The sequence below is a fragment of the Sphingorhabdus sp. Alg239-R122 genome (assembly GCF_900537065.1).
Taxonomy (GTDB): Bacteria; Pseudomonadota; Alphaproteobacteria; order Sphingomonadales; family Sphingomonadaceae; genus Alg239-R122.
On the sequence record NZ_UNRC01000017.1, the window covers coordinates 1 to 23,437 of the forward strand.

19 protein-coding genes and 1 tRNA gene are annotated in these 23,437 nt (G+C 54.2%); 9 read left to right on the forward strand and 11 right to left on the reverse strand.

Going from position 1 to position 23,437, the window contains the following annotated elements; all coding sequences use genetic code 11:
• On the forward strand, window positions 1-309 hold a 309-nt coding region (locus G6Q15_RS11860; RefSeq protein ID WP_205518169.1), incomplete at its 5' end, for an HlyD family secretion protein.
• A gap of 127 nt (window positions 310-436) precedes the next feature.
• On the opposite strand, the gene G6Q15_RS11865 is transcribed toward G6Q15_RS11860, so the two are convergent.
• Both G6Q15_RS11865 and G6Q15_RS11870 read right to left on the reverse strand, forming a co-directional pair.
• A complete protein-coding gene (locus G6Q15_RS11865; RefSeq protein ID WP_164119086.1) occupies window positions 437-1,069 on the reverse strand; it encodes a transglutaminase-like cysteine peptidase in 633 nt (210 codons plus the stop codon).
• A 630-nt stretch (window positions 1,070-1,699) separates the two neighbouring features.
• Window positions 1,700-1,775, reverse strand: a tRNA-Thr gene (locus G6Q15_RS11870).
• A gap of 315 nt (window positions 1,776-2,090) precedes the next feature.
• Between G6Q15_RS11870 and G6Q15_RS11875 the strand changes: the two genes are divergently transcribed.
• Both G6Q15_RS11875 and G6Q15_RS11880 read left to right on the forward strand, forming a co-directional pair.
• Window positions 2,091-3,599, forward strand: a complete 1,509-nt coding sequence (locus G6Q15_RS11875; protein WP_240330884.1) for a hypothetical protein — start codon at window positions 2,091-2,093, stop codon at window positions 3,597-3,599.
• A 136-nt stretch (window positions 3,600-3,735) separates the two neighbouring features.
• The gene (locus G6Q15_RS11880) at window positions 3,736-8,433 is read left to right on the forward strand and encodes an NAD-glutamate dehydrogenase domain-containing protein (protein WP_164119090.1); all 4,698 of its coding nucleotides are present in this window, start codon (window positions 3,736-3,738) and stop codon (window positions 8,431-8,433) included.
• 12 nt (window positions 8,434-8,445) lie between these two features.
• Here G6Q15_RS11880 and G6Q15_RS11885 read toward each other — a convergent pair whose 3' ends face one another.
• The 6 genes from G6Q15_RS11885 to G6Q15_RS11910 all read right to left on the reverse strand — a co-directional run bounded on the left by G6Q15_RS11885 (window position 8,446) and on the right by G6Q15_RS11910 (window position 16,136).
• Window positions 8,446-9,654, reverse strand: coding sequence for a DUF445 domain-containing protein (locus G6Q15_RS11885; RefSeq protein ID WP_164119092.1), 1,209 nt, complete (start codon window positions 9,652-9,654; stop codon window positions 8,446-8,448).
• An 88-nt stretch (window positions 9,655-9,742) separates the two neighbouring features.
• Complete coding sequence (locus G6Q15_RS11890) at window positions 9,743-13,252, reverse strand: efflux RND transporter permease subunit (protein ID WP_164119094.1); 3,510 nt, start codon at window positions 13,250-13,252, stop codon at window positions 9,743-9,745.
• A gap of 35 nt (window positions 13,253-13,287) precedes the next feature.
• Window positions 13,288-14,595, reverse strand: coding sequence for an efflux RND transporter periplasmic adaptor subunit (locus G6Q15_RS11895; RefSeq protein WP_164119095.1), 1,308 nt, complete (start codon window positions 14,593-14,595; stop codon window positions 13,288-13,290).
• Window positions 14,596-14,909: 314 nt separating this feature from the next.
• Window positions 14,910-15,170 carry a GlsB/YeaQ/YmgE family stress response membrane protein gene (locus G6Q15_RS11900; protein WP_164119098.1) on the reverse strand — a complete coding sequence of 87 codons (261 nt, stop codon included), beginning with the start codon at window positions 15,168-15,170 and terminating at the stop codon, window positions 14,910-14,912.
• 222 nt (window positions 15,171-15,392) lie between these two features.
• Window positions 15,393-15,692: a DUF1153 domain-containing protein gene (locus G6Q15_RS11905; protein WP_164119100.1), complete on the reverse strand. Its 300-nt coding sequence runs from the start codon at window positions 15,690-15,692 to the stop codon at window positions 15,393-15,395.
• 12 nt (window positions 15,693-15,704) lie between these two features.
• Complete coding sequence (locus tag G6Q15_RS11910) at window positions 15,705-16,136, reverse strand: hypothetical protein (protein WP_164119102.1); 432 nt, start codon at window positions 16,134-16,136, stop codon at window positions 15,705-15,707.
• Between the two features lie 223 nt (window positions 16,137-16,359).
• On the opposite strand from G6Q15_RS11910, the gene mnmA reads away from it, so the two are divergent.
• Both mnmA and G6Q15_RS11920 read left to right on the forward strand, forming a co-directional pair.
• Complete coding sequence (gene mnmA, locus G6Q15_RS11915) at window positions 16,360-17,475, forward strand: tRNA 2-thiouridine(34) synthase MnmA (RefSeq protein WP_164119104.1); 1,116 nt, start codon at window positions 16,360-16,362, stop codon at window positions 17,473-17,475.
• Window positions 17,476-17,638: 163 nt separating this feature from the next.
• Window positions 17,639-18,757, forward strand: coding sequence for a zinc-binding dehydrogenase (locus tag G6Q15_RS11920; RefSeq protein WP_205518170.1), 1,119 nt, complete (start codon window positions 17,639-17,641; stop codon window positions 18,755-18,757).
• A gap of 32 nt (window positions 18,758-18,789) precedes the next feature.
• On the opposite strand, the gene G6Q15_RS11925 is transcribed toward G6Q15_RS11920, so the two are convergent.
• Window positions 18,790-19,374, reverse strand: a complete 585-nt coding sequence (locus G6Q15_RS11925) for a hypothetical protein (protein ID WP_164119106.1) — start codon at window positions 19,372-19,374, stop codon at window positions 18,790-18,792.
• A gap of 99 nt (window positions 19,375-19,473) precedes the next feature.
• The gene (locus tag G6Q15_RS11930; protein WP_240330882.1) at window positions 19,474-19,845 is read right to left on the reverse strand and encodes a hypothetical protein; all 372 of its coding nucleotides are present in this window, start codon (window positions 19,843-19,845) and stop codon (window positions 19,474-19,476) included.
• A gap of 44 nt (window positions 19,846-19,889) precedes the next feature.
• On the opposite strand from G6Q15_RS11930, the gene G6Q15_RS11935 reads away from it, so the two are divergent.
• On the forward strand, window positions 19,890-21,023 hold the full coding sequence (locus G6Q15_RS11935) for a serine hydrolase (RefSeq protein ID WP_240330883.1): 1,134 nt from the start codon (window positions 19,890-19,892) through the stop codon (window positions 21,021-21,023).
• A 12-nt stretch (window positions 21,024-21,035) separates the two neighbouring features.
• Here G6Q15_RS11935 and G6Q15_RS11940 read toward each other — a convergent pair whose 3' ends face one another.
• The gene (locus G6Q15_RS11940) at window positions 21,036-21,605 is read right to left on the reverse strand and encodes a hypothetical protein (RefSeq protein ID WP_164119108.1); all 570 of its coding nucleotides are present in this window, start codon (window positions 21,603-21,605) and stop codon (window positions 21,036-21,038) included.
• A 242-nt stretch (window positions 21,606-21,847) separates the two neighbouring features.
• Here G6Q15_RS11940 and rplU point away from each other — a divergent pair, with 242 nt between their 5' ends.
• The 3 genes from rplU to G6Q15_RS11955 all read left to right on the forward strand — a co-directional run bounded on the left by rplU (window position 21,848) and on the right by G6Q15_RS11955 (window position 23,407).
• The gene (gene rplU / locus G6Q15_RS11945; RefSeq protein WP_164119130.1) at window positions 21,848-22,354 is read left to right on the forward strand and encodes a 50S ribosomal protein L21; all 507 of its coding nucleotides are present in this window, start codon (window positions 21,848-21,850) and stop codon (window positions 22,352-22,354) included.
• Between the two features lie 50 nt (window positions 22,355-22,404).
• Window positions 22,405-22,674 (forward strand): 50S ribosomal protein L27, encoded by a 270-nt coding sequence (gene rpmA / locus G6Q15_RS11950; protein WP_164119110.1) that lies wholly within the window; start codon window positions 22,405-22,407, stop codon window positions 22,672-22,674.
• Between the two features lie 175 nt (window positions 22,675-22,849).
• On the forward strand, window positions 22,850-23,407 hold the full coding sequence (locus tag G6Q15_RS11955) for a GNAT family N-acetyltransferase (protein ID WP_164119112.1): 558 nt from the start codon (window positions 22,850-22,852) through the stop codon (window positions 23,405-23,407).
• Window positions 23,408-23,437 lie beyond the last annotated feature (30 nt).

Consider the following 23,437-nt stretch of genomic DNA (forward strand, 5'->3'; position numbering starts at 1 on the left):
GCTTTCATCCGTGTGGGTGATCCGGCGAATGTCAAAGTGACGGCGTATGATTTTTCGATTTATGGCGGTCTGACTGGTAAGGTTGCGGAAATTTCTGCCAACAGCATATATGATGAAGTTGAGCAGATGACTTACTTTACTGTGGTTATCGAAACAGACAGGGCTTATTTGCTGGCAAATAAACAGAAGTTGCCCATTACGCCTGGCATGATTTGCGATGTCGAGATCATCACTGGCCGTAAGAGCATTCTCAACTATTTGTTGAAACCAGTTATAAAAGCCCGCTCAGAAGCGCTGTCGGAACGCTAAGCCAGAGGCTTGGAGTACATGGTTTTAGTTGCACGGGGCTTTGGTATATGCGCATGAACGCGCGCATGAACCCTACCTATCAAAACAAACATGCATCTGGATTCATACGGGAGCGGGATAAAGCCTTTTACCGGCTGGCAAGTTGAACCGGAGTGGTCGATACCTTTGGCTGATAACGACGGCCATGCATCCATTTTTTGGAACCGCTGAATGAGAATACCGGCATGTAGTCGTGGTTCTGCCTCGCATCAACAATGCGGTTGGTGTTGCTGTCAAGCAGCAGCATCTCACCATCCAGCTTGACGATTAAAATGGCATGATCCGCGCGGCGGACAAGATCTCGGACCACCACAAACTGCATATCCTGTTCACGAATACCGGCAGCCATGAGCAATTGCATTTTGCCGATTGCATAGTCTTCGCAATCTCCCCGGCCAGAGCGCAAGGTCTGCAACGCTGGCGCCCATGAATCGCGTGTGCCTGTCATACGGATATCATCGGTATATGTGATCGCGGCGTTGACCCAGTTGTTTACGCGATGGATAAGCTGTCTTTTGTTGCCATGCCGGCTGATGCCAGCCGCAGCCATGTATTCGCGCAGGGCAGTTTGAGAGCGTGTTTTCGCGGCAGAAACATAGTTCCACTTTCTGTCCAGTGGTGTGCGCCGTACAGGCAGGGCGGCCGTGCCCAGTATGTCGTCGCTATATTTGCTATATGTGCCATTCCTCTTGGGAAATACTGTCTTTTTTATGTCGGCCAATTTTCTTGTTTGAGAGGCCCCTAGGCGTGGTTGGCAGGGTGCGGCACTATAATTGGTGGAAAATCTGAGGGAAACGGCGGCCCGTAACCGCGGTGTTGAAGTAATGCGTGATTGCATGCTTGTTGCGGTGGTCGCCATGCTGGCCTGCTGCCGTTTCATCTGTTCGAATTTACTAGGAATTCCACCCAATATGGCTGCAGATTTCAGGCGTGGAGATGCAGCCGTCATTTGCCGGGACCCGCTAGCTGGCGACAGGGAGCGGATAGATTTGAAATTCATTTCCGCTGCACAATCGGGCTGCATGCGTGTGTCGATATCCGACAGGGCTAAGGCCTGTGCCGGTGCGGAATATAGGCATGAACCAGCCAGCAGCACTGCTGTAACGGTCTGCGCGCAAGGCCATGCCCAAATGTTGATCCCCTGTGTCATGACAATGGGGATAGGCGGGTGAAACGAATTTACATTTAAGCGTTAAAGTAAACGCCGCGTTAAGAAAAAAGCAGGCAGCCCCCCTCTTTCCCAAAGCTGGCTGCTAGGGAAAACACTAAGATAATCCGGACCGGCTCTAACTCTTGGGAGCCGGCGGCGCGGGCAGACTAGAATTACCAAGGTTTTAGTGAAAATGGAAAGTGGTGCCGCTTACGTGACTCGAACACGTGACCCCATCATTACGAATGATGTGCTCTACCAACTGAGCTAAAGCGGCCTTGCCAACGACTGCATCTACAATCGATGTCTGGACATGCCCGTTACCAGCCTGTTTCTGTGCTGGCAAGGCTTGGCATGTACTGTACCCCATATTCAGCATAACTATGGCATGAATGTCACGTGCCATAGGTGACTAATATCAAATATCTTCACGCGAAACATAATTTCTTGCTGGTTTAACAGACTATTTACCATATTCGGCGAAAAGAGGCTCTAAGGGCTCAAAATCCAAGAGGCATATATGGATAATTATCGCGGTATTGATAGGGATAGCGGACATTTCGAAGTCCAGCATTACGATGTGGATGAAGAAATGGATGGCGATGATGCTGTCATGGATGCGCGTCACAGTTTCGGCACGGACGAACGACGCATGCATGTGCGAGCCTATAATTACTGGACGGCACTGCTTGGCGATAAGAGCTACCCTTCGATAGAGGATCTTGACCTTGATGCCAGCCCTGACTTCCAGACGCAGGGCGTGTTGCTTGACTTCACGTCGGGCCTAGAGAACCCAGCAATCCAGCATCTGGGCCCCGCCCTTGCCGATGAGTGCGGCATCTATGAAGAAATTGGCTATATCAGCCAAGTGCCCCCACGCTCACTGCTGTCACGTATTACAGACCATTACATGCAAATTATCGCGAACAAAGCCCCGATTGGTTTTGAAGCGGAATTTGTGAATCAACGCGGTGCAACGATTTTGTACCGCGGTATATTGCTGCCATTTTCATCGGATGACGATACGATTGATTTCATCTGCGGTGTTATTAACTGGAAGGAAATGGCTGGCCAGGCGGCGACTGACATGTTGGAAAAGGAAGTGGATGAAGCAATCCGCACGGCGCCGCGAAAAATTGAACAAGGCCCGGTCTGGGCGGATGGACCTTTGTCTGATGATACAGATGTGGACAGAGATACAGACAAAAATGCAGATGGGCTGAATAGCCTGCCTGTACCGGATTTCAGCGCTGCATATGATTCTGGCAAAAGTGCTACAGCAGGTTTCCAGAGTTTTGAGAAAGAACCTTTGGAGCTGACCGACAAAATAGATGATCTGGAAAATGAAGATCAGATCGAAATTCCCACAATTGAGGAACAGTTTGCAGGTTTCAGCGCGTTTGAAATAAATGCAGTAGCCAGCGAAATTACCGAAAATGAAGCTGCAAAAAACAATGACAGTGTATCCGATGCTGCCGGACATGGCGAAGCCGGTTTGCCGGAAAATGCAGGGTTAGCCGACTGGTTGCATGAAGCGCGTGCGACAGCGCAGCAGGCTGCCGCATCTGAAGAACGCACGCGTTCGGCGTTGTACAAGGCAATTGGCCGTGCATATGACTTCTCTGTCATGGCGGCGCGCAACAGGGATGAATTTCTGGAATTGCTGGACGAATCAGGTCTGACATATCAGGAGCGCGCGCCGATGACGCCGGTCGTTAAACTGGTTTTCGGCAGTAATTACGACAAAACGCGGCTTACGGAATACGCCACTGCACTAAGCCATGCGCATCGCGAGGAAATAGAAGTTGGTGCCTTGGCCGATTATCTGGAAAGCTACAAAGGCGGCCTGAAAGCGGTTGTCCGAGAAGAGCGCCGTCTCAAGCGGCCTGAAAAAGCACCTGCTGTTGATGATAGTCTGGACCAGGCCTACGCCGCATTTCGCGAAGCAACACCGGTCAATTTGAATGAGGTTGAAAGCGGTGACGCGGAGTTTGTCGTATTGCTCGCGCGACGCGACTCCAACGGCTCGTTGGGCATAGTAGGCTCCGTTGCAGGAGATACAGAGCTCACCGACAAGGTTGTCACGCGAGCTTCCATTTGAATGCAGAACAAATAGTACGCGTTTCGACAATAAAATTATTCATCGTTGATGTGACAACACTTGAGCATTGGCTCTGAGTGGCGCATAAGTATCTTGCATTAGCCGGGTGGAATAGTCCGGTATGATCGGGGATATTATGGCCAAAGCTTCGAAGAAAAAATCCGCCACTAAACTTTCCAGACAAGATACAGAATTGCGTGATGCGCTCGCTGCCGCTTTCCGGCACGGTGCCTTGCCTGGTGAAAATGAGGGTTTTGGTGATGCAGCCTGTGTGGGGGCTGCTGAGTTTGCGCTCAAGGCTGCTATGGTGCGCAAGGGAAATGCGCCTTCCATAAAACTCGAAACGGTGAGCGGAACCGGGGCGAAACGTCATATGCGCATTGTTATCATCAACAATGACATGCCTTTCCTTGTCGACTCGATTGCCTCGACCATTACAAGTTTCAATTTGGCCATTGATCGTATCATCCACCCCGTTTTGGCTGTGCGCCGTGACCTTGATGGAAAACTGCTGGAAATATGTGAAGGCGCGGACAGTAGCGGCGAGCGGCAAGAATCTCTCGTTTATATGGAAATTGCGCGGGCAGATGCAAAAGAGCGCCGCCTGCTCAAAGCAGCGCTGCTTGAGAGTCTAGACGATGTGCAGGCTGCGGTGGTGGATTGGCCGCAGATGCAGTCTGCTCTGTCCGGTGATACTGAAAACCTGCCTGACATAGAAGGTGCGGCATTATTGCGCTGGTTCCTGGACCGCAAGCTGACACAGCTTGCGCATCTATACTATGACCGTGACGGCAAACTTTCAGGAAGGCTGGGGATAGCCCGCACAGGCGACAAGCAATTGCTCGCAAAAACATCGCTCGACAAAGCGTTCAAATGGTTTGAAGATGGCGGTCGATCACCTCTGGTGATTAAGTCCAATGTGATATCAACCGTGCACCGCCGTGTGCCGATCGACCTTATCATTGTTCCCATATTGGAAGAAGGCAAGATTGCCAAACTGTCCGTTCATGCTGGCATATGGACCAGTGCGGCGTTGGCGATAAGCCCCGATCAGATGCCGGTTATGCGCGCGCACCTGTCGGCATTGATGGAGAAATTCGGTTTTGACCCTGCTGGCCATGCAGGCAAGGCGCTTGTGCATGCGCTTACGGCATTACCACACGACATATTGACAGGTTTTGGCATGAATGACCTGGAGCGCGTAGCGCTTACTGCCATGTCGCTCGCGGATCGACCGCGGCCCAAGCTGTTGACGGTTGAGTCTGCGCTTGCAAGGCATCTTTTCGCCTTTGTATGGCTACCGCGCGATGAAGTTTCCACTGGCCGCAGGCTTGAAGTGGAAAAACTGCTTGAACAGGCATCGCATGCTACAATCCTGAATCGGTCGATTACGCTTGAAGATGGTGAAGTGGCGCTGATGCGCTACACGCTCGACTTGCGCGATGGCGGTGTCGTGCCGGATAGCCAGCAGCTTGACCGGCAATTGAAAATGATGGTCCGCGGTTGGATTCCAGCCGTTGAAAATGAGCTGATGGAACTGGGTGAAGAAAGCCGTGCGGCGGCACTAGCGGTTCGCTATGCGAGCTGCTTTCCGCAAAGTTATCAGATGGCCTATGGCAGTGCCGAGGCGGCAGTTGATATATTGCGATTGCGCAGGCTGGAGCAAAAAGGCGAGCGTACATCGCGGCTCTATCGCCTGCCAAATGATGCTGACAATCACCTCCGCCTCAAACTCTATCAGCTTGGCGGGGCTATTTCGCTTTCGGATGCTGTGCCGGTGCTGGAAAATTTTGGGTTTGATGTGCTTGAAGAAGTGCCCACACCGCTGACTGATGGTGAACTGGGTTATATCCATGATTTTTTGTTGCACGTGCGTGACGCCGAAAAGGCGAGCGAACTTATCAAGCGTGCAGACATTATCGAAAATGCGATTACCCGGGTGCTGCGCGGGCAGGCGGAAGATGATCCATTCAACCAGTTGATACCGGCGACTTCACTTGACCAGAAATCGACAGTTTGGCTGCGTGCATGGTTTCGTTACCTGCGCCAGACAGGCCTGACCTACGGTATGGAAACTGTTGTTGATGCGTTGCGTGATGCGCCAAATATCACGCATGCGCTTATCCGTCTTTTTGAAGCGAAACACGACCCTGGGTTTGCCAAGCCGAAGGATATGGCAGCGCGCGAAAAAGCTGTGAATAGCGCGCTTGGCGACATTAAACGCGGCCTCACGAAGGTCTCTGCCATTGATGATGATCGCCTGCTTAGGCTTTTCCAGGCGCTGATCCAGGCTATTTTGCGCACGAATGCATTCGCACCTGCGGTAATAGAGGCGCTGGCGTTCAAGATTGACAGTTCCAAAGTGCCTGGCCTCCCGGCGCCGCTGCCATGGCGCGAGGTGTTTGTATATTCCCCTTCCGTTGAGGGCATCCATTTGCGCTCTGGCCCTGTCGCGCGTGGCGGGCTGCGCTGGTCAGATCGCCGTGATGATTTCCGCACTGAAGTGTTAGGCCTTATGAAGGCGCAGCGCGTTAAAAATGCGGTGATCGTTCCCACCGGTGCCAAGGGCGGATTTTTTCCGAAAAACCTGCCTAGTCCAGCGGCGGACCGTGATGGCTGGCTGGCCAAGGGCAAGGCGGCGTATCAGATATTTATCCGGACATTGCTGAGCATTACTGACAATATTGTGGACGGGGTGGTCGTGCATCCTGAATCGGTTGTCGTGCATGACGGTGAAGATCCATATTTTGTGGTGGCCGCTGACAAGGGCACGGCCAGCTTCTCAGACGTTGCCAACGCCATAGCGATAGAGAGAGGTTTCTGGCTGGGTGATGCTTTTGCCAGCGGCGGTAGCGTCGGTTATGACCACAAGGCCATGGGCATCACAGCCAAGGGTGCATGGGTATCCGTGCAGCGCCACTTTGCCGAAATAGGCATTGATGTGCAAAAGGACAGCATCACAGCCGCAGGTTGTGGTGACATGTCAGGCGACGTGTTCGGCAATGGTATGCTGCTGTCCAAGGCGATCAAGCTGGTGGCAGCATTTGATCACAGGCATATTTTTATTGATCCGGACCCAGATCCCGCAAAGTCATGGAAAGAACGCAAACGCCTGTTCGACCTGCCACGTTCCAGCTGGGATGATTACAAGAAAGAGCTTATTTCCAAAGGTGGCGGCGTTTTTGCGCGTAACTTGAAAGTGATAAAGCTGAGCGTGGAAATGCGGCGCTTGCTTGGCACAGACGAAAAGGAAATGGAACCAAATGCGCTGATCCGCACGATATTAAAGGCTGAAATTGATCTGCTCTGGTTTGGCGGTATCGGCACGTATATTAAGGCGGAGGTGGAAAATAACGTCAATGTTGGCGACCCCGCCAATGACGTCCTTCGCATCAATGCGTCTAAGTTGGCATGCAAGGCAATAGGCGAAGGTGCAAATCTGGGTCTGACTCAGGCGGGCCGGATTGAATTCGCAATGAATGGGGGGCGGGTAAATACCGACTTTATTGATAACAGCGCTGGTGTGGATTGTTCGGATAATGAAGTAAATATCAAAATTGGCCTGAACGATGCCATGCGGTCGGGTACGCTGGATAATGATGCGCGCGTGAAACTGCTGGCAAATATGACTGATGATGTCAGCGACCTGGTACTTGAGAACAACCGACTTCAGGCGCTGGCACTGTCTATCGCTGAGCTTGGTGGAGTCGATTCTGTACCATCCTATATTCGCTTGATTGAGACTTTTGAGGATGCAGGCCGCCTTGACCGTGCTGTCGAAGGATTGGCGGGCAATGAAGAACTGCATCGCCGGGCACAGGATGACCGCGGCCTGACCCGCCCTGAACTGGCGGTTTTGCTGTCGACAGCAAAGCTGGCACTGCAGGATGCTATTGAAGACAGCGTCATTATCAATGATCCGACAATGGACCCTGAAATGCTGGCAGCATTTCCGCCAGAGATGCGCGAACGCCATGAGAAGCAGATCCTGGAACATCAGTTGCGCGGCGAAATTGTTGCGACTAAACTGGCCAATCGCATTATCAACCGCATGGGGCTTATCCACCCGTTTGAGCTTGCGGAAGAAGAGGGTTCTTCGCTGGCCCATGTCGCCGCAGCATTTGTGGCGGCGGAAAGACTGTTCGACTTCCAATCTGTCTGGGAAATCTATGACAATGGTAAGATGGATGAAGCCGTCAGGCTTGAACTGTTCGAACATGCTGCAGAAGAGCTGCGTTCACAGATGGCCGACCTGCTGCGGTCCAGCCAGGAAACGACACAGCCGGGCGAAATGGTCGCGGAATTGGTACAGGCCGTTGCCCAGTTGTCAGTGCAGGTCGACAAGCTTATTTCAGAGGAAGCACAGCTCGAAGTAGATCGTATCACAGGCAACCTAACCACGCTTGGTGCATCCAAGAGTCATGCGGATAAAATCGCACATCTGGTCAAGATGGATGGAGCCGTTGGATTGGCGCGCCTGTCAGGCAGCAGCGGTGTAAAACCAGAAATAGTCACCGAGGCTTTTTCTGACCTTGGCGCGATCCTGGGTCTTGACTGGACGCAAATGACAGCGGCGCGCATGTCGCCAAGTGATCCATGGGAGCGCTTGCTGGTGTCGGGTCTGGCCCGTGATTTCCAGCAGATGCGTCTGGAATTTCTGGCCCGCGCCGATACCAAGAAGCCGGCCCAGTTTGTTGAGAAATGGGCGAAGGAAAATGCACAGCGTATCAGCCAGTTCCGTAAACTGGTAAGCCGTGCGCAACAAGCTCTGAGTCCAAGTGTTTCCATGCTGGCCCAGATAGCGAGCCAGGCAAGGATATTGCTGGGGCGTTAAGGTAAAAGCTGTTCAGTCTAGTAGAACAATAACTGTGTGGATGGTGAGGCCGACCAGACCGCCGACCAGAGTACCGTTTATGCGGATAAATTGCAGGTCACGGCCAACAGCCGTTTCCACACGGTCGGTAATGGTGCGCGCATCCCAGCGGCGGACAGTTTCGCTGACAAGCTGTACAATCTGCTGACCATAGCGCGTGGCAACACCGACCAGCGTGCGGCGCGCAAAACGGTTGATGAGCACCTGCATCCGCTCATCATTTTGCAATGTCTCCCCAAGCTGACCGATATTTTCGCCGAATTTTCCCGAAAATGCGCCATCCGGGTTGCGCGCGGATTCCAACAGGCCGGAACGCGCCCGCTCCCATAGACCATTGATCCAGCGGCCCATTGCGGGGTTCGCCAGCATTTCCGCTTTGATATCTTGCACATGCTGCTGTGTTTTTGCGTCGTGGACAAGGTCGTGCGCAAGCTTTTCCAGGCCTTCTTCCACTTTGTGGCGAAGAGGGTGTTCAACATCGCCGGCCATATCATCGAGCAGTTTATGCAATCCGCTTACAATCGCATTGGCAAGACGTTCATCGAGACCTGTAAACCGCATGATACCATTCGCCTTTTCATGCACCATGTCGCGGATCAGCTGTTCATTTGCCTCAAGTGTTTTTGCAGTCCATTTGATGATGGAATCCATGAGCGGCAGGTGACGGCCATCCGCTATGGCGGCGTTCAGTATCTGCCCCAGTAGCGGCGCGACATCCAGCTTGTGGAGCTGTGTCCGCAGTGCATCCTTTGCCATGCCGCCAAGCTGGTCTTCGTCCAGTGATTCAAGCACGTCAGCGACAAGATTGGATACACCCAGCCGCAGCCGCCCTTCACCGCCTGTGGGCTGGACCAGGAACTGCCCCGCGGCGCCGGCCACATTCATATGTTGTACACGCCGCGCGATCACCTTGGGTATCAGGAAGTTTTCCTGAAGGAACTGTGCCATCGTATCAGCAATCCGGTCCTTATTGGTGGGGATGATTGCAGTATGGGGGATTGGCACGCCCATGGGGTGGCGAAACAGGGCGGTAACAGCAAACCAGTCAGCCAGTCCGCCCACCATCGCGGCTTCCGAAAACGCGATAATGAAACCCCATGCCGGATGACCGTTTTGCAGATTGTGTGCAATCACGAATATCAGCGCCATCAGGATCAGCAGACCCGTGGCGACCATGCGCATACGGCGGGCCTTGTCGGGCGTGACCGTTACCGGTTTGAACAGATCCGCCGCAATTCCCCAGTTTGCTTTGCGGCGCGTATATTCATAATCATTCAGCAGGTTGTGCCCCTGGATCTGGCTGTGCGGACGTTACAGGCGCTGCTGCCACAGGTGGGGCGGCGTGTCCAGCCTGCATCGCTTTGTCATGCGCGTCATCACCAAGCTGATAGGTAAGCAGCTTGCGCCGCAGCCATGGCCCAGCCCGTTTTTCAATGCCATCGGCAAGCGAGAAGCCAGCGGGTACTATGAGCAGCGTGAGAACCGTTGAAACGATCAATCCGCCGATCACAACCGTACCCATTGGCGCACGCCATGCTCCATCACCTGAGAGCGATAGGGCGGTAGGTACCATGCCTGCGGTCATTGCAACCGTGGTCATAACGATGGGTTGTGCACGTTTGTGCCCGGCTTCCATGATGGCCTCAAATTTGCGGGTGCCGCGTTCCATTTCCTCAATCGCAAAGTCGATGAGCAGGATGGAGTTTTTACTGACAATGCCGAGCAGCATCAGCACGCCGATAAGGACTGGCATGGAAACCGGTTGACCGACAAGCCAGACAAGGAAAATGCCGCCTAGGGGGGCCAGTGCCAGCGAACACATATTGACGAGCGGTGACATAAGCCGCTTGTACAGCAGTACCAGCACGGCAAAGACGAGCAATATGCCGGATATCAGGGCGATTACGAAGTTGAGAGCCAGTTCCTGCTGCCACTCATCTTCTCCAACCGGGGCGTTGGACACGCCAGTGGGCAACTCTTTCATGACGGGCAGGTCATAAATCTGTTGCATGGCTGTGCCCTTCACAACGTTTTGTGCCAGATCGGCACCCACGAAAACGCGGCGGCTCTGGTTATAGCGTTGGATAGTAGTGGGACCGGATCCAAACGAGATGTCGGCAACACGTGACAGTGGCACAGTCCCGCCCGAAATAGTCGGCACAGGCAGATTGGAAATCGTTTCCAGGCTTTCGCGTGATGCTTCGGGTAGTTTGACCCGGATCGGGATCTGCCGGTCAGAGAGGGAGAATTTGGCAGCGTTCTGCTCAATCTCACCAAGCGTTGCTATCCGAATTGTCTGGCTGAGCGCAGCTGTGCTGACGCCCAGTTCCGCCGCTAGTTCGCGGCGCGGACGAACAATGATTTCGGGGCGGCGCATATCGGCGTTGACGCGAGGGGCAACGACAGTATCCAACCCTTTCATCTGTTCGACAAGCTGGGTTGCGGTCTGTTCCAGAAGCACTGGATTGGAACCGGCCAGCATGACAGATATGTCACGGCCTGTGCCGCCGCCGCCTGATTGTGACTGGAAACGCACACGCGCATCCGGGATGGTAGAAAGGGCTGGGGCCAGGTCACGCTCAAATTCAATCGACGTTTTCTCGCGGTCTTTTTTAAGCGTGACGTAAATGGATGCGTTACCGACACGGACGCGTTCCAGTGCGCGTTCTACCTCAGGTTGCTGGTAAAGAAGGTCCGCCACCTGATCCGCCACACGTTCTGTCCGTTCCAGTGTGGTGCCGGGCACCATTTCAATTTCCACGCGGCTATTGTCATCATTGATGGTGGGCTGGAACTGCGCAGGTGTGTTCATGAACAAAAGCACGGTTACCATGAAAGCGAGATAGCCAATACCCAGCATCCATACGCGGTGATCATAGAATCGTGCAGCAAGATACTGCGCAGATTGCCCTATTGGCCGTTTTCCGAACAATTTGCGGATAAGCTGCAAAGGCTGGAACGCGAGCCATATTGCCGCCGCGCCAATGCCAACAACGACAAGCAGCTGGATAATCTGAATGGAACGGACAACCAATGTCGCCAGGAAGCCTTCACCATCACCAAGTAATGTGCTGGGTAGGTTCAATCCTGAAATCGCTCCATATGCCGCGAAAACAGCTAAGCTGGGCAATATGAGCAATAACAGCAACACACCGATCATGGAGAGGATGTAGAGGAAACGGTTACGAACGCCTGGCAAACCTTCGCGCATCGCGTGCATTTTGCCGCGGTCAAGTGACCAGGAAAGAATACCCATATAGCGTTCCATCATGGGGCCTTCCCCATGCGTGGCATGCCCTTTGGCGCGCAGGAAATAGGCCGCAAGCATGGGCGTTATCATCCTTGCCACCGCAAGGCTCATCAGCACGGAAATTACGACCGTGATGCCGAAGTTCTTAAAGAATTGTCCGGATATACCAGGCATAAGGCCGACGGGCAGGAACACCGCAACGATACAAAAAGACGTGGCGACCACTGCAAGGCCGATTTCATCGGCAGCATCAATTGATGCCTGATAGGCGGTTTTGCCCATTCGCATATGCCGGACAATATTTTCAATTTCCACAATCGCGTCATCGACAAGCACACCCGCCACCAGGCCCAAAGCCAGTAATGAAAGGAAGTTCAGATTAAAGCCGAGCAGGTCCATGAACCAAAATGTCGGGATCGCCGAAAGCGGGATGGCGATCGCGGAAATTATCGTCGCACGCCAGTCACGCAGGAAGAAAAATACCACAATGACGGCAAGAACAGCACCTTCGATCATGGCGGCAATGGAGCTTTGATACTGGCTTTCAGTATATTTGACCGTATTGAACAATGGAATGAATTTGACGCCCGGATTGGCTTCTTCCATCTGAGCGATAATATCCTTGGCCTTGTAGAAGACCGTGACGTCGGATGCACCTTTTGCGCGGCTCATTGCAAAGTTGACGACTTCCTTGTCGCGAACCTTGCTGATCGAACCGCGTTCTCCGAAAGAGTCCGTTACGGTTGCGACGTCTGACAGCTTGATAAGCTGCCCGCTGGAGAGGCGTATCTGGGTTTGGCCGAGTTCGAAGGCGCTTTCATTACTGCCTAGAACACGCACGGATTGTGTGGTGCCGCCCACCTCTGCACGGCCGCCTGCGGCGTCCAGATTGGTCTGCCTGAGCGCGCTGTTCACCTGCGTGGCGGTAACGCCGCGTGCCTGCATTTTTGCAAGGTCGAGATTGACCCGGATTTCCCGATCAACGCCGCCAAAACGGTCTACTTCTGCCATACCTTCAATAGACAGCAGTTGTTTCGCTACGGTGTCATCGACAAACCAGCTGAGCTGTTCAATCGTCATGTCATCGGCTTCGACCGCATAAATGCCCAAAAACCCGCCCGCTATATCTACTTTGTTGATACGTGGTTCCAAAATGCCATCAGGCAGGCTGCCACGCACCTGATCAACCGCATTTTTCACTTCATTGACGGCCTGGTTGGCATCTGTGCCGATCGTAAACTCCACAAAAGTCCGGCTATTACCTTCACTGGCGGTGGACTGGATGGTCTTCACACCATTGATGGAACGCACGGCCGCCTCGACGCGCTGGGTTATTTGGTTTTCGATTTCGGTGGGGGCTGCGCCCGGCTGGGCAATGGAGATGCTGACTGCAGGAAACTCCACGTCGGGGTTGTTCACCACATCCATGCGGTTGAAGCTCAGGATACCCGCGAATAACAGCGCCGTAAAAAGAACAAGCGGAATGACCGGGTTGCGGATCGACCATGCTGAAATATTCCTGAAATCCATAAGACTATCCTTGTTTACTCGCTAATCTCGCCGCATTATTCCGCCGCTTGCGCCTGCTCCGGTTCAGAAGCCTCATTATCAATTGTCGCAGGCGGGGCTTTCGTCTCAGGTGCCTGCGCATCAGCCGTCGCTTCGTCTGCTTCTGGCTTTTGGATAACAGGCTTTACAGTTTCACCCGGATTCAGGAAGCCAGCCGCGTATAGCACGACGCGTTCACTGCCGTTCAGGCCGCCGCTTATGGCAATGCCGTTTGCGGTGACAACACCAGTTGTAACATCACGGCGTTCAATCTTGTCGTCTTTGCCGACAATATAGACATAAGACCCCTTGTCATCGCTTTGCACTGCAGATTCCGGCAATAGCGGTGCAACGCTTGAGCCACTTGCAATATTCGCGCTGGCAAAGCCGCCGGGACGCAGTGCCCGGTCATAGGGCAGCGCAATACGGGCAATACCTTGACGGGTCTGAGGGTTGATAACAGGGGAAATCTGCCAGACCTGTCCGTTGAACTGTTGATCTGAACCCACGGGCGTCACAGTTGCGCCAACACCAACAGAAAGCCGGGAAAGGTCATCCTCGCTGAGCTGCGCGCGCAATTCCATCTCACCGCCTTTTGCCATGCGAAATAAGACGCCGCTGCCTGCGCTGACGACCTGCCCGGGCTCGACGTTGCGCTCAAGGATCAAGCCGCCTGCAGGTGCTGTAATATTAAGGCGGCGCGTGCGGGCCCTGAGCTCACTGAGCTGCGCGCGGGCGACGTTGACGCGGGCACGTGCGGAATCGCGTGTTGCTGTTTTGCGATCAATATCCGCCTTGGAGATAAATCCCCGATCAACCAGTTTAAGCGCGCGATCCAGTTCGGACTGCGCAAGCTCTGCGTCGGCCTGTGCCACCTGCACCTGCGCTGCGGCGGAATTTGCCTGTTGCGACTGTACGGACTGATCAATGGTTGCCAGAACCTGTCCCTGTCCGACCCAGCTGCCGGGTTCCACAAGGACGCGGGCAACTTGTCCACCTTCACCAGCTACACCCACCGGCATTTCGCGGCGCGCGGCCAATGAACCAGTTGCGGATACCGTGCGCGCTACGTTGCCGCTGCCGGGAATAATTACCGTGACGGCGGGAATTTGTCCTTCGCCTGCTTCGCCTTGCTGACCGGCTTCCGCGGCTTCGCCGCCGCCCCGTGTCATGAAAAATGCCGCAACGGCAAGCAGCGCAAGCAAAATGACTATACCAATAATCCAGCGCCGCCGCGAACGGCGCGAATCCACCGCCTCTTCGTCAAGGAAAACGCTGTCACTATCCGCAGTATTGTCAGCGTTGAATGTGGTCTCTTGATCCATATTTAACCGTCCTGGCCTGTAATATTAAGTTCTCGACAAACTTCCCGGTTAAGGGGAATTGTCCGAGCTGTATTAGTTTAATAATGCACCTGTCGCAACCCCCATTGCGGCATTTGCCATAGCATTAAGCCGTCCAATCCGGTTTTGCAATTTGAGAAAGCCCTATTTTTAGCGCTTTATCGAATAGAAATGCAGTTCATGGTTGCATGCTCATTCTGGCGGCCTGGCATACAAATGGATTGGCAGATACGCGCAGATATAAAAAACCCCCCGTCATTTCTGACGGAGGGTTCTTCTATTATGTTTTTTGCGTCTTAGCGCACGCGTCCACGCTGGATCAGATTAGCGACCAGCAATAGGATGATAGCACCGATAAACGCTGTAATCAGGTATGACAGCCAAGCACCGCCCGGTGCGAGAAAGCCCATCTGTGTGCCGATAAAGCTGCCGATAATGCCGCCAACGACACCCACGACAATGTTGAGCAAAATGCCCATAGAAGCATCACGGCCCATGACCATGCTGGCCAACCAGCCTGCGATACCACCGATAATAATTGTTGCGATCCAACCCATAAATTCCTCCTGTTACATTCAGAGTACATAGCCTGACGATTAATCTCACCAGATATGTTGAACAACGGCCTAGCACAGATAAGGTTGCAAAAACAAACCACAAAAAGAAAATATACAAAGCCGTGGCTTTTTGCGAGCCGCGGCTTTGTATATGTTACATTTCCATTTGAAAACTGGCGCGGATTTACTGAATTTAGCACCAAGTCTGATATGCACGCAGCGTCAGTATTTCTGCTGCCGTTCATATAGGTCGCGGTATTGCTGTATCCGCGTTACCCGTAGGCCGGGCATGCCGGACCGGTCAATCGCTCGCTGCCACGACGCAAATTCTTCCAGCGTCAGGTCATAGCGCTCGCACACATCGTCAATGGTCAAAAGCCCGCCATTCACAGCGGCAACGACTTCAGCTTTACGCCGCACGACCCAGCGTTTGGTGCCTGCCGGAGGGAGTGAATCCAGCGTCAACGGCTCACCAAGGGGGCCGATCACATGTGCAGGTTTAATCTTCTGATTTTCAATCATATCTGTCCTCGTTTATGCCGTGTCAGCATTCGTGTTCTTGCCCCTGGACCGGTCTATCTGCGACTTCATACTATTTGCTGAATCATCACGGTTAATTACATCTTTACCCGTTGCCACGGACCTGTTGCTGCTGTGCCAGTGCGGGAGTGAAATGCCCTGCAAGGATGAAAAGCTCCCTCTGGGAGGCTTTGCCGCCTGGGCAGAAGCCCGGGCACCCGCGAAAAAGTGTATCCGGTGTTGCAGGTCAGAGTGCTGCTGCGGCCCGGACCTGTCTGCTGTCATGCATCCGTCGGCACAATGCGCGATGCCGCGTACGGCTTTAGGCGCCACGCTTGGCGCAACTTCAGCAAGCAGCATGTCAATCGTGACACGGCGCAGCACCGGCTGACCTGGTTCGCACTGATCAGCGCCTGCACTGGCCAGATGCTTATGGGGAAAGTTCATATCCATTCCCTACCTTCTATGCGGTGCAGCATAAATTGCGGTAAATGCCGCATTTACACGCTATTAGACTTGGTTAATGAATGGTGAGGGCGCGCAGAAATGCGTGTCCCGTTCATGGACAGACATAGCTGCGGCAGCATCAGGCATGATGAAAACTCCAGCTTTCATGCGCGCTAGCCTATTATGCTGGTATTTTCCGGCAATAAATATTACATGCCGCTCCATGATTGCAGATTTCCAGCTTCCAGAGCCGATAAAGGCGCGCAGAATCGTGGTTGCCATGTCCGGCGGCGTTGATTCCAGCGTGGTGGCCGCGCTTGCGGCGCGCACGGGGGCGGAGACTATAGGTATTACGTTGCAGCTATACGACCATGGCGAAGCAACCGGCCGTACTGGCAGCTGTTGCGCGGGTCAGGATATCCGTGACGCGCGCGCGGTGGCCGATAAACTGGGTATTGCCCATTATGTGTTCGACCATGAAAGCCGGTTCCGCGATAGCGTGGTCGAAAATTTCGCTGATGAATATATGGCGGGCCGCACACCCATTCCGTGCATCCAGTGCAATATGGGCGTTAAATTCACTGACCTTTTGACAATGGCACGCGACCTGGGCGCGGACTGTCTTGCCACCGGCCATTATGTGCGCCGGGTTATGGGTGAGGGCGGAAAGGCCGAATTACATCGTGCTCTCGATCCAGCGCGCGACCAGAGCTACTTCCTGTTTGCCACCACGGACGAACAGATGGATTTCCTGCGTTTTCCGTTAGGCGATATGCCCAAGGCACAAGTACGTGAAATTGCAAAGGAAATGGGACTGGCCGTGGCGTTCAAACCCGACAGCCAGGATATCTGCTTCGTGCCCGATGGCGATTATGCCAAAATTGTCCGCAAAGTACGTCCCGATGCCGATGAAGATGGCGAAATCGTACATATTGATGGCCGTGTGATGGGACGGCATAAAGGCCTTATCCATTATACCGTGGGACAACGTAAGGGCTTGGACATTGGCGGTCAGCCCGAGCCTTTGTATGTAATCCGCATTGATGCGGAGACGAAACGGGTGATCGTCGGACCGAAAGAAGCGCTCGCGATACGCAGTGCGCGCATCACTGACATGAACTGGATCGGCATGGCATATGATGGCCCGGTACAGGCCAAGGTTCGTAGCCTGGCCAAGCCTGTCCCCGCGCGGATGGAAGGCGGTCAACTGATATTTGAAAACGCCGAATATGGTGTCGCCCCTGGACAGGCGGCGGTGCTCTACGCAGATGAGCGGGTATTGGGTGGCGGTTGGATAGCGGAAACCACCGCGGTCCAGCTGGAGCTGGAATCTGTTTGAGAGTCTTTTGATTTCACGGTGAGATCAAACAGACTCGGTATCCCGCCGTGAAATCAAGAAAACTCGGCAAACCGCAAAGCCAATCAAAAACTCTCCCCTTGCTCCTGACGTAAAAACCCGTATCACAATGCAACGTAAATAATTCATACTCAGGAGAGCGCCCATGGCCGATACGATGAAACAGATTTTTTCCACGCTGCATGAGGACGGCACATTGGAAGTCGCCCTGCGCGAAGTGCCTGTTCCGGTTCCCGGCCTTGGTGAAGTGCTGATTAAAGTAGGCGCAAGTCCGGTGAACCCTTCCGACCTGGGTGTGATGTTCTCCGTTGCTGATGTCGACAATGCCGAGGCGGTGGATGGTGACTTGCCCGCGCTGAAGATGCAGGTGCATCCCGGATTCGTGCCGCGCCTTGGCAACCGGATTGGCCAGGACCTGAGTGTGGGTAATGAAGGCGCGGGGACAGTCATTGATGCCGGCGACGATAGCGGCAAGCCGCTCATTGGCAAGAAAGTCTGTTTCTTTGGCGGCGGATCCTATGCCGAGTATCGCTGTATTCCGGTGATGCAATGTCTGCCGCTGGGTGATGATGCCGACCTGCGTGACGGCGCGTCGTCTTTCGTCAATCCCATGACCGCGCAGTCGATGATCGAAACAATGAAACTGGAAGGTCATAGCGGCCTTGTCCATACGGCGGCGGCTTCCAATCTGGGCCAGATGCTTGTGAAACTGTGCCAGGCGGACAATGTACCGCTGGTCAATATTGTGCGTAAGCAGGAACAGGTGGATATCCTGAAAGGGCTTGGCGCGGAACATGTCGTGAATAGCAGTGATGATGATTTCATGCCGCAATTGGTCACTGCGCTGAAGGCCACTGGCGCAACGCTTGCTTTTGATGCGACAGGCGGCGGTGATCTTGCCAGCAATATCCTGAACGCAATGGAAATTGTCGCTTCAGCAGATATGGAAGAATATAGCGTTTACGGTTCTAGCGTCATGAAACAGGTCTATATTTACGGCGGGCTGGATATGTCTCCCACAATGCTCAATCGCGGGTTTGGTATGGTATGGAGCATTGGCGGCTGGTTGCTGCCGCCCTTCCTGCAGCGACTGGGCATGGAAGGCGTTATCCGCCTGCGTACCCGCGTGGCGAGTGAACTCACCACGACATTCGCTAGCAACTATAGCCATGAAATATCACTGGCCGATGCGCTGAGCCCCGACATTGCCAAGGGATATAATGGCAAGAAAACGGGTGAGAAATACCTGATCGTACAGGACTGACCCGTAACCCGAATTTAGCAAGGCGGCGCGCTTTAACGGCGCGTCGCTTTTATCTTATAAACCTCAAACCAGGTCTGTTCGCCATCTGTGGAGAATTCGAGCTTCCAGTCCCAGCCATCTGCTGTGGGGGGAAGGAATGTGATGCGCCGGGCCGGAGTCGGTTTGGGCGATACATAGTGCATCACGATATTGCCGCTTTCGTCTTCCTTTGCGGTGATATGTGTCATGCCGGGTGCACCCGTGGCGCTCCAGGTGATTTCCCAGCTTTCCTTTTTCGGGTCATATAGGCGCAGGTTGGTGCCCACGCCGCCGCCATTGGGCATCCAGTAATCCTGCACTGCCAGGCCATTGCCGATACACACGAAATTCCAGCGTGCGCCCTTCCCCTCGGTCCATGTGTTGCCGTCCTGTGACAATTGCCAATCCTGAATGTTCCAGTCGCCAAGGTAACGGCCAAACTGTTCCATGGGTCCGGTCAGGCAGCCGTCATTGCCGGTCACCAGAACTGATTCGAGCGTGATGTCGTTGCTGCTGGCGGTTTTGTCTTTGTCCGTATCTGCATGCGCCGTGCCTATGGCCAGCGTGGATATTATGGCTGTGCTAATGATTTTCTTCATATGCCCCCCCTTTGCCAACGAACTATAGGATGGTGGATATGGTGATGGCCAATGCAAACAGACAAAGGGTAAAGTGTTTTCGACAGAGACTCAGGTTTCCTAGCCTGCGTCGCGTTCCTCCTCGGTGAGCAGCACGCAGCCATAGCCCTCGCGATATTCGGCGGCCTCGTGCGCCAGCATCGGAACTGTGGCGTCAATACGCCTGGTGCCCGTATTTTCCGCGACAGACACCATTTCCATGCCGTCCTCGAAATCTTTCTTGCAATCGTCAAGTGTGCGTCCGCCAATATAGCGGCACGAGCAGGTGACCCGCGCGCCATAGGCCGTGCCTGCCTGCGTCAGGCCCTTGATCGCGGGGAGGAAATAGAAAAGCATGGCGGCGAAGATCAGCAGCAGTAGGACAAGGCCTATCTTCCACCCCTTGCCCCATTTTTTCTGTTGCGCCTGTGACTGAATATTACCGTCTGCCATTTTGCCCCTTGCCAATATGCGATGCATCCATGATGCTAGCGGCCATGAAAAAACCATTACTCACTGCCGCCGCTATTTCCATTTGCGCTACGATAGGCATAAGCGCGCTGTTCGCAAGCGATAATGCGGCTGAAGCCAGCAAGACGTCCGCGCCTGATAGCTATATTGCCGCCGATGCAGCCATTTCCGCCAACATGCTGCATGGCGCGATTGACCCGCTTTTTACGCAGGATAAATTTTCCGAAACCCGCGCTTTTGTATTGATGCAGGGCGGGGAAGTGGTCGCTGAGCGTTATGCGCCAGGTTATGATGCGGATACCCGTTTTATCAGCTGGTCGATGGCAAAAAGCGTGACCGCGGTACTGATCGGGCTGATGGTCGCGGATGGCAAGCTGGTGCTTGATGCGCCCGCGCCCGTTCCGGCATGGCAGCGTCCGGGCGATGCGCGCGGCAATATCACGCTGCGCCAGCTGTTGCACATGTCCTCCGGCCTCAACCATACCGAAGCGGGTGACCCCATTTATGAAAGCGACGAGGTGCGGATGCTGTTCCTTGATGGCCGGGGTGATATGGCGGGCTATGCCGAGGGGCAGGTGCTGGAAGCGAATCCCGGTGAGAAATTCGAATATAGCAGCAACACAAGTGTCATCCTGTCGGATATCATGACCCGCGCGCTGACCAAGAGCGAAGATCCCGATGTGCGGCGCAAAGCAATGATGGATTTTATGCGCGGGCGGCTGCTCGAACCGCTGGGCATGACATCGATGGTGCCCGAATTTGACCGTAGTGGCACGATGATCGGAGGATCGATCATGCATGCCAATGCGCGCGACTGGGCCACATTTGGCGAATTCCTGCGCAATAAAGGCTCGGTGGCGGGTAATCAGATTATCCCGCGCGCCTGGTTTGACTTCATGCTGACCAGTTCACCCAATGACCCGGCCTATGGCGGGCATATCTGGCTCAACAAGAAACGCCCTGCGGGCAGTGATATCGTGTTGTTCCCCGATGATGCGCCATCCAGCGTTTTTGCATGCCTCGGCCATCTGGGGCAGGTCGTGCTGGTATCGCCCGAAAAACGCGTGACCATGGTGCGGCTGGGCAAGACCCAGGACGATGTCGGGCGGCCGATACAGGAACAGATGGCGGAGATACTGGCGATTATGCCGCGCAGTTAAAGCGCCGCTGAATTAGCTGCTTAGCATGGCACGGAGCGCTGTGATCGCGCTGTCTTGCGCTTGCACCATGTCATAAACCTTGCTGCGTACATCGCCTATCGCCTGCGCTGTGGCGGGGCTGTCTGCTTCACCTGTGACCTGATCGGCATATAGCTGGTCCAGATCGGCAAGCGCCATCGCACTTTCGCCCCGGCTGATGTCGAGAGCGCTAATCTGCGTGGTGGCGACAGCCCAGCTTTCCCCACCAGTTGCCGCGCCGCGCGCATTCATTGCGCTCTGCCGCGCGCCGGGTAACGCTTCGGCAAAGGCGCGCTGGCCTTTTTGCGCTTTTGCCAGCATTTTACGTGCCTGCGCCGCGATTTCGGTATTGAGCGGTGCGACAGGGACGCTGGCCTGCCGGTCCGATTCGGCACTGGCATAATGTTTTTCGACATTGCGCGTAGCGAGCGTGGGGAATTCCCCGTCCTGCATCGCGCATCCGCCCAATATCAGGGCTGCCGCACACGGGAGCGTATAAATCGATGTCTTTCGGGCCTGAAACATAGCATTGGCATAGGCATAAAGCACGCGCCATGCAATCATGAGATATGTACGGCATAGACGGTCAGTTGATGCATTTGTGCGGTATGCGCCGCAATGGTGCAAATTTCGCTGATAAATTTGCATGAAAACGGGGATTCACCGTTGACATATGGGGCACATTCCCATAGTTGGACGCCTTTCCGATGCTGGTCATACCGGCATGTGGGCCTTTGCCTGCGCCATGTGATTCGCACATCGGACTTGTACATAAACATCAAACTTTGATGAATTGGATAGATACCATGTTCGCTATAGTGCGCACAGGCGGCAAACAATACCGTGTTGCAGCCGGAGATAAAATCGCTGTTGAGAAACTGGCTGGTGAAGCTGGTGATACCATTACACTGGACGACGTTTTGCTGGCCGGTGATGGCGGCGAAGTAAAAGACGCCAAGGGCGTTAAAGTGTCAGCTGAAATTATCGCACAGGCGAAAGGCGAGAAAGTCATCGTCTTCAAAAAGCGCCGCCGCCATAATTACCGTCGCCGCAATGGCCACCGTCAGCCGCTGACACTGCTGCGCATTACGGGCGTGGGCGGAACAAAAGCGAAAAAAGCTGCGCCGAAGAAAGAGGCTGCTCCCAAAAAGGAAGAAGCGAAAGCTGCTCCTGCGAAAAAAGCAGCCGCGAAAAAGGCACCGGCAAAAAAGGCCGCTCCTAAAAAGGAAGCTGCGGCCAAGAAACCTGCTGCGAAAAAAGCGCCCGCCAAAAAGGCTGCGCCTAAAAAAGCAGCTGCGAAGAAAAAAGACTAATTCAAGCGTTGTTGCGATAGCGACCCAAGCGCTCTCAAGGAGTTTAAGACATGGCACATAAAAAAGCAGGCGGTTCATCACGTAACGGTCGCGATTCAGCGGGCCGCCGTCTTGGCGTGAAAAAATTTGGCGGCGAAGCCGTTGTCGGCGGAAACATTATCATGCGTCAGCGCGGTACCAAAGTGTATCCGGGCGTTGGCGTGGGCATTGGTAAAGACCACACGCTATTCGCGCTGACAGACGGCCGTGTCCGCTTCCATGATGGCAAGCAATCACGCAAATATGTGTCTGTTGATGCCATGGCGGAAGCCGCCGAATAATCGGACAACCGATAAAGGGTTGTCCTTAAAAGGGATGACCCGGACGGTTCTTAGGCGAACCGGCAAATTACAGGGAGGCGGGTCACCCCGGCTCCCTTTTATTTTATCTCCCTGCAACACAGCTGACCCAGAGGCGTCATAAACGCCCGTTATGGGGCACATAGCGGAGAGAGACATGTTTACACGTACCCAAAGATTGCTGCTGAGGCCGGGCTGGCCCGAAGACTGGCGTGCGCTGGCAGGTGCGATGAACGATGAAGGCATTGTGTGCAATCTGGCCCGTGCACCATGGCCTTATACCGATCAGGATGCTCGCGAATTTGCAAACCGGGAGCAGGACCCTCTCTATCCGGTGTTTTTCCTGACTCTGCCTGGTGATCAGGGGAGTGAGTTGATCGGCGCTTGCGGCATCGACAAATGCGGCGATGATGTCGAACTTGGCTATTGGGTTGCGCGCCCGCACTGGGGCAAGGGCTATGCGAGCGAGGCGGGCAGGGCGGTTGCGGATATTGCTGCCGTGCTTGGCCATACCCGGCTTGTCGCGGCACATTTCGCGGATAACCCTGCGTCGGGCCGTGTGCTTGAAAAAATCGGCTTCACTGCAACGGGCGGCTCAGTCATGCGCTATTCCAAAGGCCGCGATGCCAAAGCCATGACATATGAATTTGCCATGGATCTTGCGGCTCTTACGCCAGAGCCTGCGTCTCATGAGTTACAGCCCCTTGCCGCCTGAGCGGTGAGGGGCTGGTTTTTTGGCTCTCGC

Coding starts and splice junctions, on each gene's coding strand:
- G6Q15_RS11920 (WP_205518170.1), top strand. CDS start 17,639: ATGGCCGATACGATGAAACAGATTTTTTCCACGCTGCATGAGGACGGC.
- G6Q15_RS11940 (WP_164119108.1), bottom strand. CDS start 21,605: ATGATTGCATGGCGCGTGCTTTATGCCTATGCCAATGCTATGTTTCAG.
- G6Q15_RS11925 (WP_164119106.1), bottom strand. CDS start 19,374: ATGAAGAAAATCATTAGCACAGCCATAATATCCACGCTGGCCATAGGC.
- G6Q15_RS11895 (WP_164119095.1), bottom strand. CDS start 14,595: ATGGATCAAGAGACCACATTCAACGCTGACAATACTGCGGATAGTGAC.
- mnmA (WP_164119104.1), top strand. CDS start 16,360: ATGATTGCAGATTTCCAGCTTCCAGAGCCGATAAAGGCGCGCAGAATC.
- G6Q15_RS11880 (WP_164119090.1), top strand. CDS start 3,736: ATGGCCAAAGCTTCGAAGAAAAAATCCGCCACTAAACTTTCCAGACAA.
- G6Q15_RS11890 (WP_164119094.1), bottom strand. CDS start 13,252: ATGGATTTCAGGAATATTTCAGCATGGTCGATCCGCAACCCGGTCATT.
- G6Q15_RS11930 (WP_240330882.1), bottom strand. CDS start 19,845: ATGGCAGACGGTAATATTCAGTCACAGGCGCAACAGAAAAAATGGGGC.
- rplU (WP_164119130.1), top strand. CDS start 21,848: ATGTTCGCTATAGTGCGCACAGGCGGCAAACAATACCGTGTTGCAGCC.
- G6Q15_RS11885 (WP_164119092.1), bottom strand. CDS start 9,654: ATGCGCATGGTCGCCACGGGTCTGCTGATCCTGATGGCGCTGATATTC.
- G6Q15_RS11875 (WP_240330884.1), top strand. CDS start 2,091: ATGGATGGCGATGATGCTGTCATGGATGCGCGTCACAGTTTCGGCACG.
- G6Q15_RS11900 (WP_164119098.1), bottom strand. CDS start 15,170: ATGGGTTGGATCGCAACAATTATTATCGGTGGTATCGCAGGCTGGTTG.
- G6Q15_RS11910 (WP_164119102.1), bottom strand. CDS start 16,136: ATGAACTTTCCCCATAAGCATCTGGCCAGTGCAGGCGCTGATCAGTGC.
- G6Q15_RS11955 (WP_164119112.1), top strand. CDS start 22,850: ATGTTTACACGTACCCAAAGATTGCTGCTGAGGCCGGGCTGGCCCGAA.
- G6Q15_RS11935 (WP_240330883.1), top strand. CDS start 19,890: ATGAAAAAACCATTACTCACTGCCGCCGCTATTTCCATTTGCGCTACG.
- G6Q15_RS11905 (WP_164119100.1), bottom strand. CDS start 15,692: ATGATTGAAAATCAGAAGATTAAACCTGCACATGTGATCGGCCCCCTT.
- rpmA (WP_164119110.1), top strand. CDS start 22,405: ATGGCACATAAAAAAGCAGGCGGTTCATCACGTAACGGTCGCGATTCA.